11 protein-coding genes are annotated in these 12,297 nt (G+C 70.2%); 4 read left to right on the top strand and 7 right to left on the bottom strand.

Translation table 11 applies throughout. The annotated features are described in order from the left end of the window. Nucleotides 1-13 precede the first annotated feature (13 nt). The 4 genes from DEJ46_RS33550 to DEJ46_RS33535 all read right to left on the bottom strand — a co-directional run bounded on the left by DEJ46_RS33550 (nt 14) and on the right by DEJ46_RS33535 (nt 4,480). Nucleotides 14-1,279, bottom strand: a complete 1,266-nt coding sequence (locus DEJ46_RS33550; RefSeq protein WP_150272391.1) for a glycoside hydrolase 5 family protein — start codon at nt 1,277-1,279, stop codon at nt 14-16. Nucleotides 1,280-1,319: 40 nt separating this feature from the next. Continuing rightward, nucleotides 1,320-2,162: a carbohydrate ABC transporter permease gene (locus tag DEJ46_RS33545; protein ID WP_150272389.1), complete on the bottom strand. Its 843-nt coding sequence runs from the start codon at nt 2,160-2,162 to the stop codon at nt 1,320-1,322. Nucleotides 2,163-2,165: 3 nt separating this feature from the next. Continuing rightward, nucleotides 2,166-3,038 (bottom strand): carbohydrate ABC transporter permease, encoded by an 873-nt coding sequence (locus DEJ46_RS33540; protein ID WP_150272387.1) that lies wholly within the window; start codon nt 3,036-3,038, stop codon nt 2,166-2,168. A 158-nt stretch (nt 3,039-3,196) separates the two neighbouring features. Next, a complete protein-coding gene (locus DEJ46_RS33535; protein ID WP_150272385.1) occupies nt 3,197-4,480 on the bottom strand; it encodes an ABC transporter substrate-binding protein in 1,284 nt (427 codons plus the stop codon). Between the two features lie 120 nt (nt 4,481-4,600). Here DEJ46_RS33535 and DEJ46_RS33530 point away from each other — a divergent pair, with 120 nt between their 5' ends. From DEJ46_RS33530 to DEJ46_RS33515, 4 genes are all read left to right on the top strand, one after another. Further along, nucleotides 4,601-5,617 (top strand): LacI family DNA-binding transcriptional regulator, encoded by a 1,017-nt coding sequence (locus DEJ46_RS33530; RefSeq protein WP_150272384.1) that lies wholly within the window; start codon nt 4,601-4,603, stop codon nt 5,615-5,617. A 271-nt stretch (nt 5,618-5,888) separates the two neighbouring features. Further along, nucleotides 5,889-8,333 carry an endo-beta-N-acetylglucosaminidase gene (locus tag DEJ46_RS33525; RefSeq protein WP_150272382.1) on the top strand — a complete coding sequence of 815 codons (2,445 nt, stop codon included), beginning with the start codon at nt 5,889-5,891 and terminating at the stop codon, nt 8,331-8,333. Between the two features lie 186 nt (nt 8,334-8,519). Then, a complete protein-coding gene (locus DEJ46_RS33520) occupies nt 8,520-8,936 on the top strand; it encodes an STAS domain-containing protein (RefSeq protein ID WP_190623023.1) in 417 nt (138 codons plus the stop codon). A 634-nt stretch (nt 8,937-9,570) separates the two neighbouring features. Then, the gene (locus DEJ46_RS33515; protein WP_150272378.1) at nt 9,571-10,023 is read left to right on the top strand and encodes an SRPBCC family protein; all 453 of its coding nucleotides are present in this window, start codon (nt 9,571-9,573) and stop codon (nt 10,021-10,023) included. Nucleotides 10,024-10,363: 340 nt separating this feature from the next. On the opposite strand, the gene DEJ46_RS33505 is transcribed toward DEJ46_RS33515, so the two are convergent. The 3 genes from DEJ46_RS33505 to DEJ46_RS33495 all read right to left on the bottom strand — a co-directional run bounded on the left by DEJ46_RS33505 (nt 10,364) and on the right by DEJ46_RS33495 (nt 12,232). Continuing rightward, on the bottom strand, nt 10,364-10,660 hold the full coding sequence (locus tag DEJ46_RS33505) for a DUF2188 domain-containing protein (RefSeq protein ID WP_141298334.1): 297 nt from the start codon (nt 10,658-10,660) through the stop codon (nt 10,364-10,366). Between the two features lie 125 nt (nt 10,661-10,785). Further along, on the bottom strand, nt 10,786-11,907 hold the full coding sequence (locus DEJ46_RS33500) for a glutamate--cysteine ligase (protein ID WP_150272375.1): 1,122 nt from the start codon (nt 11,905-11,907) through the stop codon (nt 10,786-10,788). A 151-nt stretch (nt 11,908-12,058) separates the two neighbouring features. Beyond that, nucleotides 12,059-12,232 (bottom strand): CsbD family protein, encoded by a 174-nt coding sequence (locus DEJ46_RS33495; RefSeq protein WP_150272374.1) that lies wholly within the window; start codon nt 12,230-12,232, stop codon nt 12,059-12,061. Nucleotides 12,233-12,297 lie beyond the last annotated feature (65 nt).

Below are 12,297 nucleotides of genomic sequence, written 5' to 3'. Positions count from 1 at the left end.
GGGTGACGGTTGGTCAGCTGGTCCTGTCGACGGTGACGAGTTCGGTGATACCCCGAGCGGCCAGGTGTTCCGCGTTCTCGGAGTCTCGGGCGAGGACGGCGGTCGGCCTGACTCCGTCGGCGGCGAGTCGCATGAACGCCTCGAAGTACGCTCCACCGGGCGCGCAGAGCGACCGCTTGGGCGCCTCGTCCGGCAGGTCGAGGACCAGCGCGGTCGAGCGGACGGGCGGCGGCGACCAGCCCGCGCGGACGTCCGCCACCAGCGAGGCGATGACCGCGCCGGCCGGCTTGACCTGCCGGCCGTTGGTCAACAGGCCGAGGCTGTACTCGAGTTCGGGGAAGTCGGCGAGCGACCGGTCGACGTCGTGGGAGCACCACCAGGTGACACCCCAGAGGTCGGGGCAGTCCAGCGCCGCGGCGACGGTCGTACGGGCGAACCGGCCGGCTCCCTCGGCGGGGATGTGCGGGGCGGGTGCGCCGACCTCCTGGAGCCAGACCGGGCGCCGGGGGTCGTGGGCCCAGGCCTTGGAGAGCTCGATCAGGTAGGCGGCGTGCTGCTCCGTGGCGACGGCGGTGGGGCCGTGTCGCTGCGCGGTGCCGTTGAAGACCCAGGAGTGCACGGCGGTGGCCGCGCCGATCCGGGTGCAGTGCACGGGGGTGAAGGGGTGGTCGTCCTCGTACCAGGCGGCGTCGTACTCGGCGTGCAGGTGCAGTCGGCCGGGGGCTCCCTCCTCGCAGGCGGCGAGCATCCGGTGCAGCCAGGCCTCGGCCTGGCCGGGGGTGATCGGGTCGGGGTCGGGGTGGGCCTCGCCGGAGAACTGGTTGATCTCGTTGCCGACGGTCATGCCGAGGAAGTTGGGCCGGTCGGAGAGTGCGGCGGCGAGGGTGCGCAGGTAGGTGGCCTGTCCGTCGAGGACCTCGGGGTCGGTGAAGAGGCTGCGCCGGTGCCAGGTGGTGGTCCAGGAGGGCAGGAAGTCGAAGCTGGAGAGGTGGCCCTGCAGGCCGTCGACGGCGACGTCCAGACCGCGCTCGGCGGCGGCGTCGGCGAGCTGGACCAGCTGTTCGACGGCCCGGGGGCGGATCAGGGTGCGGTTGGGCTGGAAGAGCGGCCAGAGCGGGAAGACACGCAGGTGGTCGAGGCCGAGAGCCGCCACGGAGTCGAGGTCGGCGCGGACCGTGTCGAGGTCGAAGTCGAGCCAGTGGTGGAACCAGCCCTCGCTCGGGGTGTAGTTGACGCCGAAGCGCGGGACTCGTGGGCGGTCCTGGGATGAGTTGGTCATGCTCGGGCGTTTTCCTTTGTGAGTGCGTTCTCCGGCGCGGTCATCCCTTGACCGCGCCTTCTTCGACGCCGCGGAAGAAGAAGCGCTGGAGGGTGGCGAACACGGCGACGATCGGCAGGAAGGCGATCATGGTCCCGGCGGCGATCACCCGGGGATTGGCACTGAACGTGCCGTTCAGGTACTGCAGGCCGACGGTGAGCGTGTACTTGCCGGGGTCGTTGAGGACGATCAGCGGCCACAGGAAGTCGTCCCAGGCTCCGATGAAGGTGAAGATGACGACCACGCTGAGCATGCCGCGCACGTTCGGCAGGCCGACGTGGACCAGCCGCTGCCAGACGTTCGCCCCGTCGACCAGCGCGGCGGCGTCCAGGTCCGGTGGGACGGCCGCGAAGGCGGTGCGCATCAGCAGCACGTTCAGCATCGCGATCGCACCGGGGAGGGCGACGCCGGTCAGGGTGTCGGTCAGGCCGAGGCTGCGCACGGTCACGTACTGGGAGACGATGGTGACCTCACCGGGCAGGACGAGTGTGGCCAGGAACAGGCCGAGCACCAGCCGTACGCCGCGGAAGCGCAGCCGGGCCAGCGCGAATCCGGCGAGGGTCGCCCCGACGGCGTTGCCGACCACCGCGATCGCCGCCACCACCAGCGAGTTCGCCGCATACGTCCAGACCGGGACGGTATCGGCGACCTTCGCGTAGTTGGCGAACGTCAGGTCGTCGGGCAGGAAGCCGGGGGTGCGGGAGTAGACGTCCTCGCCGGGGCCCTTGAGCGAGGTGGACAGCTGCCAGAGGAAGGGGCCGATGGTGAGCAGCAGGACGAGGAGGAGGAGCAGGTAGCGGACCGTCTTCTCGCCGGCCGACGGGGTGCCGAAGCCTCGGGCCATCGCTCAGGCCGCCTTCCTGCCGAGCCGCGCCAGCAGCAGCATCGGCCCGATGGTGATCACGAAGAGCAGCAGGCTGAGCGCGGAGGCGTACCCGATGTGCCCGCTGAAGCCGCGGCTGTACATCTGGATGAGCATCACCACCGACATGTCCCGGCCGCCGGGTCCGCCGGTGCCGTTGGAGAGCACGTACAGCTCGGAGAAGACCCGGAGGGCGGAAACGGAGATCAGCACCGAGACCAGCAGCATGGTGGGCCGCACCCCGGGGACCGTGACGTGCCAGAAACGCCGGAGGGCGGAGGCGCCGTCGACGGCGGCGGCCTCGTGGAGCTCCCGGCCGACGTTTCCCAGCGCCGACAGGTAGATCACCATGTAGTAGCCGAGGCCCTTCCAGGTCGTGAGGGCGATGGCGCTGAACAGGAGCAGCCAGCGGTCGGTGAGGAACGAGACGGGCCGGTCGGTCAGGCCGAACTGTCCGAGCAGGCCGTTGAGCAGACCGCGGTCGTCCAGGACCCAGCCCCAGATGAGCGCGACGACGACGGCGGACGCGACCACCGGGGTGTAGAAGGCGGTGCGGAAGAAGGTGATGCCGGGCAGTTTCCGCTCCACCAGCAGGGCCAGCAGCAGCGGCAGCAGCGTGAGAAGCGGCAGGCAGACGGCCAGGTAGACGATGCTGTTGACCAGCGCGTCGGCCAGCTGCTCGTCATTGAGCGCGCGTTCGTAGTTGTCGAGGCCGGTGAAGTGCCCGCCGCCGAGCGGCTTGGCGTTGGTGAAGGAGAGGATCACCGTGTTGGCGGCAGGCCACAGGTTGAAGGCCACCAGCCAGAGCACGGCAGGCCCGGCGAGCAGCCAGGGGGTGAACCAGCGTCGGTGGGTCATGGAGGTGCCTTCCCGGAAGGTGACGGCCGACGGGGGCAGCGCGGGCGGTGCGCGCCGGGCGGCGCGGTGGCCGGATCGCGGGCGGAAGGCCGCCGCGCCACGGCTTCGGCGCGTCGGACGGACCAGGCTGAAGACCGCCGCACCGCGACTTCGGGGCGTCAGCCCTTCAGGAGCTGGTTGCAGCGGCTGACCGCGGTGTCCAGTGCCTGCTTGGAGTCGGTCTCACCGCTGATCGCGAGTGCGATCTGCTGGTTGACCACCGTCTTCATCGCGTCGTTGACCTCGACGGGCTGGAGTATCCGCGCCTTGGCCAGCGAGGTGAACGCGATCACCTTGGCGTCACCGGCGTTGCCGCCGTCGCTCTGGTGGAAGAACGGGTCTGCGGCGGAGGTCTTGGTGGAGGGGAAGATGCTGGTCAGGCGGGCGAAGGCGGCCTGGTTCTCGGCGTTGGTCACCCACCGGGCCAACGCGACGGCCGCGGCCGGGTTCTTGGTGTTCCGCGCGACCGAGAGTCCCTGCACGTAGAGCGGCGGGGTGCCCATCGCCGCGGAAGGGACGACCTTGGGGGCGAGGGTGGGGTTGTCGGTGGCGAGGCTGGTGATGTAGTTGCCTCCGCCGGTGGTCCACGCGACCGTGCCGGCATTGAACAGCTTGGCGTTTCCTGCGTAGGTCTCGGTGAGAACGTCCTTGGGCAGCAGGCCGTCCTTGAAGGCGCTCCGGTACTTGTCGAGTACGGCGGCGGCCTCGGGGGTGTTGAAGGTGAAGCTCTTGCCGTCGTCGGCCATGATCTTCACCCCGGCGTCCGCGAGATCACCCAGGCCGGGCTTGCGGCTCATCAGGTACGTGGCGCCGCCGGACTTCTCCTTGACCGTCCGGGCCTGGGCGATCAGCTCGTCCAGGTCGTTCGGCGGCTTCCGGGCGTCCAGGCCGTACTTGGCGAGCAGTTCGGAGTTCCAGTAGTTGACGTCGGTGTTGAGGTACCAGGGGTAGCCGTAGGCGCCGTCCTTGCCCGCGAAGCGGTAGGCGTCGATGCCGCCCTCGATGTAGTCGCCGGCCAGCTTCGGGTCGGCCTTGGCGACGTCGAGGAGCATGCTCTGCCTGGCGAGCGGCAGCGCGAAGTCCGGCGGGAGGTTGACCACATCGGGCAGGGTGCCGCCGGAGGCCTGGCTGAGGACCTTGTCGGAGTAGCCCTCGCCGGGCTGGTCGAGCCACTCGACCTGGACTCCGGGGTACTTCGCCTCGAAGGCGTCGATGACGCCTTCCATGTAGTCGGTGAATTTCGGCTTCAGGGCCCAGGTCTGGAGCGACACCTTGCCCTTCACCTCACCGGTGGCGGCGGCGGCCGGGCCGTCCGAACCGTTCGGGTCGCCGAGGCCGCAGCCCGCAAGCGTCGCGGCTGTGATCGAGGCCAGTGCCAACCGTGCCCAGTGGGTGCTTCGCATCAGTGAGGTCTCCCTGTCTGGCGAGCAGATCTACTAAACCGCTTCAGTGCTGCCGCAGCATCCACCTGGCTACAATCGCTGTCAAGAGAGCGCACAGCACGAGGCAGGCGGGGGATCTTCATGGCCAGACCGACGATCGCCGACATCGCCCGTGAGGCCGGGGTCTCCCAGGGCGCCGTGTCGTTCGCACTCAACGGCCGGGCGGGTGTCAGCGAGGCCACTCGGGAGCGCATCCTGCGCATCGCCGAGAAGATGAACTGGCGCCCCCACAGTGCGGCGCGCGCCCTCGGCGGAGCCAGGGCGGGAGCCGTCGGCCTGGTGCTCGCGCGACCGGCCCGCACCATCGGCCTGGAGCCCTTCTTCGGACAGTTGCTCTCCGGCCTGCAGGCCGGCCTGTCCGCCTCGGGCACCGCGCTGCAGCTGCTGGTGCTCGAGGACACCGCCGCCGAGATCGAGGTCTACCGGCGCTGGACGTCCGAGCACCGCGTGGACGGCTTCGTCGTCGTCGACCTGCAGGTCCGCGACCCCCGGATCCCCGTGCTGGAGGAGCTCGGCATCCCCGCGCTCGTCATCGGCGGCCCCGGCCGGCACGGCAGCCTGCCCAGCGTCTGGGCGGACGACCGGGAGGCCATGGTGTCGATCGTCGACTACCTCGCCGCCCTCGGCCACCGCCGGATCGCCCACCTGGCCGGCCTGCCCGCCTTCCAGCACACGCAGCGCCGGATCCGCGCGGTGCGCGACAGCGCCCGCCGGCTCGGCCTGACCGAGGCCGTCTCCCTGCCGACCGACTTCAGCGACGCCGAGGGCGCCGCCGCCACCCGCATGCTGCTGGCCCGGCCCGACCGGCCCACCGCGATCATCTACGACAGCGACGTGATGGCGGTCGCCGGCCTGGGAGTGGCCGCCGAGATGGGTGTCGCGGTACCCGGTGAGCTGTCGCTCGTCTCCTTCGACGACTCGGCCCTCGCCCGGATCGTCCACCCCTCACTCACCGCGCTCTCCCGCGACACCTTCGCCCTCGGTGAGCAGGTCGCCCGGGAACTGCTCGCCGTGATCGCCGACCCGTCCTCGGCGCGCGATGTGCAGAACCCCACCCCGCGTCTGACGGTCCGCGAGTCCACGGCCCGCCCGCGGTAGGACCTCGACGCCTCACGTCCGCTCCGCCGGGCGCGAGCGCCGCACCGCGCAGGAGCCGCCACAGTCGGCTTCACGCCCTTCTCGATCAGCCTGACAATTTCGGCAGCATCAAACCTTGACCGTGCGGACTAAAGGGCTTTAGCCTCCCGGACTGAGCCTGCGGGGTCGCCGCGGCGGACCTCCCGTACCGCGTCATCGACCGTCGCCGCTTCGCGTCATCCGTACCACCAGAGCGCCAGTACCCACTCCTCCTGCTGGACCGGAGCCCCGGATGAACCGACGCCTGCTACCCCTGATCATGAGCGCCGTGGCCGCCGTCGCCATGGCCCTCTCCCCCGCCCCGAGCACCGCTGCCGCCCCGGCCACGGCTGCCACCACCCCCACCGCTGCCGCTGCCACCGGCAGCCAGCCGTACGCTTCGTACTGGCACCCGAACACCATCCTCGACTGGGACCCGAGCACCGACCCCGACGCCCCGTTCAACCGCTCGCGCGTCCCCCTCCGGCCGCGCACCTCGGACCCGGCGCTCAAGGCCAACGCCAACGCCCGGGCCGGCGAGGGCAAGGTGGTCTCGCTGGTCTCCTTCGGTCCCACCTCCGACAACCCTTCCCAGGGCTCCGACAGCCCGAACCACTACGCCTTCGGGCACTGGCAGTACGTGGACACCCTGGTGTTCTGGGGCGGCTCCGCCGGCGAGGGCCTGATCCTCGCGCCCAACCCCACCGTGATCGACGCCGCCCACCGCAACGGCGTCAAGGTCTACGGCACGGTGTTCTTCCCGCCCGCCGCGTACGGCGGGCAGCTGCAGTGGGTGAAGGACTTCACCCGGAAGTCCGGCAACCGCTACCCGGTGGCCGACAAGCTCGCACAGGTCGCCCAGCACTACGGCTTCGACGGATGGTTCGTCAACCAGGAGACCGGCGGCGGGGACGCGGCCCTGGCGACCGAAGTACGCAACACCATGCGCTACGCCCGCACGCTGGGCCCGGTCGAGTTCATGTGGTACGACGCGATGACCGAGTCCGGCCCGGTGAGCTGGCAGAACGCGCTCACCTCGGCCAACGACGCCTTCCTCCAGGAAGGTACGCAACGCACCACTGACTCGATGTTCCTGAACTTCGACTGGAGCGCGTCGGGGCTCGGCTCCTCGCGGAATCTGGCCGGTTCGCTGGGTCGCGACGCGTACGAACTCTTCTCCGGCATCGACACCGAGGCCAACGGATACAACACCTCGGTCGACTGGGCCTCGCTCTTCCCGGCCGGCCGGCCACATGTCACGTCGCTCGGCCTGTACCGCCCCGAGTGGACGCACACCTCCGCGAGCTCCCGGGCCGACTCGTCCGCCCGCGAGGCCCGGTACTGGGACGGTGCCAACGGCGACCCCTCCGACACCACCACCGGCTCCAGCTGGAAGGGCCTGGCGCACTACATCCCCGAATCCTCCCCAGTGACCGCCAAGCCGTTCGTCACCTCCTTCAACAGCGGCCAGGGCGACTTCCACAACTCCGGCGGCGTGCGGGTGAGTTCAGGCGGCTGGAACAACCTCTCGCTCCAGGACGTACCCCCCACCTATCGCTGGCTGGTCGCTTCCACCGGCTCCGAGCTCACCCCGTCGATCGACTTCACCGACGCCTACGAGGGCGGCTCCTCGCTGCGCCTCACCGGCACCCTCGACGCGGAGAACACCGTCCGGCTCTACCAGACCCGGCTGCCGGTCGCCGCCGACACCCGGCTGTCCGTCGTCGTGAAGACCCCGGCCGCCGGGCCGACCCGCCTGAAGGCCGCCGTCTCCTTCACCGACTCGCCCACCACCTTCACCACCCTCGACCTCGGCTCCACCACCACCGCCGGCTGGGAGCGCCGAACCTTCGACCTGTCGGCGTACGCCGGACGCACCATCGCCCAGATCGGCCTGCGGACCACCGGCACCGCCCCCACGTACGACCTGAAACTCGGCCAACTCGCCGTCTACGACGGGACGGTGGACAGCGCCGCCGCGCCGACCGGGCCGACCGTGCTGGGCACCAGCGACGTCAGCTCCACCCGCAAGTCGCTGCGGCTGTCCTGGACCGCCTCGGCCACCGGCTCGGTCCATCACTACGAGGTGTACCGGCGCAACCCGGACGGCAGCCGCACCTTCCTCGGCGCCACGCCGAACGACGCGTACTTCGTCCCCCGGCTCGACCGGGTCGGCACCGAGGCCTCCACCACGCTCGACGTGGAGGCCGTCTCCACCGAGTACGGCCGCTCGGCACCCGCCACCATCACGGTGAGCTGGTCCGGCACCACCTCGACCAACCTGGCGCTGAACCGTCCGGCGACCGCCTCCGGCCAGTGCAGCAGCACCGAGACGGCGGCCAAGGCCGTCAACGGCTCGGTCTCCGGCGGCAACAGCGACAAGTGGTGCACGCTGACCACCGCCAAGTGGCTGGAGGTGGACCTCGGTTCGTCCCGTAGCCTGACCGGCTTCGTGGTCAAGCACGCCCAGGCCGGCGGTGAGAGCGCGAACTGGAACAGCCGCGACTTCACCGTCCAGGTGCGCAACACGACGAGCGACCCGTGGACGACCGCCGCCACCGTCACCGGCAACACCGCGGGCACCACCACCCACCCGGTCAGCCTGACCGCCCGCTACATCCGCCTGACGATCACCCGACCGACGCAGACCACCGACCCGGCCGCCCGTATCTACGAACTCGAGGCCTGGGGCGGGTAGCACCCGGGGAACGTCCGCCCGGACCCCGGCAGCGGTGCTGCCGGGGGCACCGGCCGCACCGCAGGCGTATCACTGCCTCGTACGGGTGAGATCTTTCCCTCTCACCGGGGATCGGTGCTGGTCGCATGGGGTGAAACGGCCGCGTGTCTCGTGCCCTGGCGCCGGGGGAAGGCCGTTGATGGAGATGTGAGCACCTCAAGCACCGCCCCGATACTGCCCGTCACTCCAGCGCCTCCGGCCGGTCCCCTCGTGCACGACTCGGGCGCGGACACCGCGCCCGGCGTCATAGTCGTCGACTCCTGCACCAGCCTCGGCACCACCCTGGTCGTCCATCTCAGGGGAGAGATCGACCACTGCAGCTCCGCTCCGCTGCGGGCGCTTCTGGCTTCGGCGGCCGACCACGGTTACACCGGCCTCGTACTGGACACGTCGCAGGTCACCTTCTGTGACTCCGAACTCCTCGCCATCGTCGAGTCGTGGCCCCGGCACGGACGCCGCGTCAGGCTCGCGAACCGCTCCCGGGCCGTCCAACGCCTCCTGGCCGCCGCTGCCAGGGCAGGACGGCAGCCGGCCCAGGCGCCGACGATGGCAGCCACGTCATGACGTTCATACTCCTGACCTGCGTCCCGATGCTCGCGGCACTCCTTCTTGCGCGCTGGAAACCCGCGAACAGCGACGCCGGCGTGTCGCCCGGCCGCCCCGGCCCACATTTCGCAGGACCTTGATCGACAGCCGATCGGCGGCCCTGCTCCTGGGCCCCATGGCATGACCGGGGAAAGGTGTGGGGGCGCCGCCAGCCCGCGGGGCCCCCACACCTCGCCGACCTCCGTGCCCGGCCAGAGGTCACGCCCGGTCCCGCCGTCGACGGCCGCCGGCTTGACGGCGTCCTCCGCTCCGCGCCTCTGGTCAACGACGGGCGTCCTTGGACCAGCTGGGAGGCCGTCGGAGGACGAGGTCCCGGCCTTCGTCACCCCGCACTCCCCCGCGTTGCGGCGAGGTGAACCGGGGCATCGGACCGCTGCGCGCGTCCCGGTCCGGCGATGCTCGTACGCTCCGGATTGGGTGAGATGCGAGGACATACGAGTGCGCGCACCATGACTATGGAGACAGCACGCACTCGGCGAACCGGTGCACGCGGCGGCGGAGGGGTTCGCTCCGATCCTCGCAGGACGCGGTCGCACCGCATGATGCGAACCGCGTCGCCCGCCTTCACGAAGGCGCAAGGAGGATTTCTTCCATGGCTGTACGTCACCAGCTGATCCGGTGTTCCCCGCGCGCGGTGTGGGCCGTACTCGCCGATCCGACCCGGTACGCGGAGTGGGTCGTGGGCCCGTCCGAATCCACGCCGCTCGATCACGCATGGCCCGATGTCGGATCCCGGCTCCGCTACACCGTGCCCTTGGGTCCCTGGTCGGCCGAGGGAGTGACGACCGTACGCCACCGCGAGTCCGGCAAGGAGCTGGAACTGGAAGCGGCGTTCAAGGCTCTCGGTACGGCGAGGATCTTCCTTCAGCTCCGCCCTTGGGGCGAAGAGACCCTCCTCGTCTGCGACGAGCACCCCCTACGCGGCCTGGGTGGGACGTTCCACAACCCCGCCTTCGAAGTACTGCTCCAGCTCCGCCACCGAGGAATGCTGGCCCGCCTGGCCAAGGTCGTGGAGCAGGAGCACGCAGGTGCCCGCCACGCCTGAGCCGGCGTTCGGTCGTCGGAGATGCGAATCGCCGCTCCCGGTGCCAGCTTGGTAGGGGCGGAATACTCTCGTCCGTACGGTGGAGGAGTTGTCGCCATGGGCGGTATGCAGGACAAGCGCCAGGAACCCGGCAAGGGCCGCGAAGAGCAAGAACGCCAGATCCATGATCAGGACCCCGCGCACCCAGAGCCCTCCGCGCCGTCCCGCGGGAAGCAACCCGAACCCGTGAGGCGCAAGGGGAGCCGGAAGAGCGACAGGGCACGCGAGCGCGACGAGGGCCTCTGACCGGGGCCCGCCGTCCCACTGGAGGCTCCGGGTCACCCGACCCGTCGGACAGGACCTAGAAGAGGCCCCCGCGCGCCCCTGCCCTGCGGCCGCGTTCATCGGGGGATGCCATGGGGGCGTCGCCGTAGGTGTAGGCGGTTCGGATGTGCCCGTCGCGGGCATGGACGATGACCTGTGCGGGGGTGTGCTCCTTGGCGTGCCGGCGTGCGGAGTCGATCGCGTCCTTCTGTGTGCGGTGTGGCTCGTGCATCAGCCGGCGGCCTTCCCTGCCCTCGACCTGCCACTTCACACCCGCAGCCGCCGCCCGCTCGCCGGACGGTGCGACGTGGTAGACGGTCCGTTTCGCTGCCATGACCCTTCTCCTCGCCTTCAAGCGGACTTCCGGCGCCGGAATGTCGCCGCCTGTCGCCGCCTTCTACGGAGCCGGCTTCGTGGCCGGGGCCTTCCTCGCCCGCCTCCTTCGTCGGTCCCGGCACCTCAGGCTCGGGAGCCGCTCGTGATACGCGCGCACTGGGTGACCACCGAGGTGAGAGTGCCATGGGTGCGCAGGAGCCGGCGCTGGACGCGAGCCCCGTTACCCCCTTCCAGCAGGCCGGCGATGCCTTCGCGGACCCGTTCGTCGTCGCCGCTCTCGATCAGGGCCTCTCGGACATGGGCGTACAGCACCTGGACGACCTCCGTCGCCGGCGCCTCTCGCATGGTTTCGGGATGGAGGAGGGGGCCGTCCAAGCCTGACCGGCTGGCCTGCCATGCCGCCAACCGAAGCAGGTCCGTGCTCACGCGGGAGGGCGGATCCCCTCCGCACCAGGACCTGGCGGCAGTCTCGACGAGCGCGCGCACCAAGGCGGCGAGGAGTACGGGCGTCGACGCTTCGAGGCACACGTCGGCCACTCTGACTTCCACCGTGGGGTAGGTGGCCGACAGCCGGGCGTCGAAGTAGATCATCCCCTCGTCGCGCAGGACGCCGGTGTCGAGCATGGCACGGACCTGCTCGTGGTAGCGATCGGCGGAGCCGAAGACGTCCATCGGGCCGGCCGAGGGCAGCCTGTTCCACACCCGGCTGCGATAACTCGAGTACTTGCTGTCCTCACCCTGCCAGAAGGGCGAGTTCGCGCTCATCGCGGTCAGAACGGAAAGCCAGGGCCGGATCCTGTCCAGTACGGCGACCCCTTCCTCGTCCGACTCGACCGAGACGTGGACGTGGCAGCCGCAGGTGAGTTGTTCCTGCGCGGTCAGGCCGAACTGCTCGCCCAGCCACGCATATCGCTTGCCCGCGTTCAACGAGGGCCGGGCGGGTAGCGGCGAGGTGGCGAGGGCCGCCACGAGGGCGCCTGCGGACGCGGCGTGCCGACAGGCCTCGGCGCGACACCGGGTGATTTCATCCTCGAGTTCGCCCATCTCCGTCACGGGTCTGGTGGCGAACTCCACCTGCTCCTTCTGCAGTTCCTTCTCGAAGACGTGCGCTGGCGCGCCGTCTTCGTGCGGCCGCTGCCTTCCGAACCGGTCCGCAGCCGCGAGGACGGCACCTGCCAGAGCGAGGGGCTCCCCGCTGCGGGCATGCACGAGAAGCAGCTCTTCCTCCACGCCCACGCTTCTCATTCGGCCACCGCCGTTCACCCCTCTCCATGAGCGGGAAGACCGGACGTCTCACAGGGTGCCCCTGAGGCGGTCGTGGGCGAACGGTTCGTCGCCGCTCCATGGTGCTCGACAACCACTGCGGCTCCTCGCCCACGACTCACACCATCGCGGGTCAGCCCTTGAAGACGTCCTTGATCTTCTCCTTGGCCTGGCGGGCGTTCCCCTTCGTCTTCTCGGCACGGCCCTCGGCGGTCATGCGCTCATTGCCCACCGCACGGCCCGTAGTCTCCTTGAGCTTGCCTTTGGCCTGCTCGGCCTTGGCCCTGCCCTTCTCCTTGTTCGACACGATCGATCACTCCCTGAAAATAGGACCAAGCGGTACATATAGCTTCTGACCGGCATTCCGACCGG

The sequence above is a fragment of the Streptomyces venezuelae genome, assembly GCF_008642375.1.
In the GTDB taxonomy this organism is placed as follows: domain Bacteria; phylum Actinomycetota; class Actinomycetes; order Streptomycetales; family Streptomycetaceae; genus Streptomyces; species Streptomyces venezuelae_G.
Note: the sequence above shows the minus strand (reverse complement) of the source record. Positions and strands in the feature narration are given on the sequence as shown.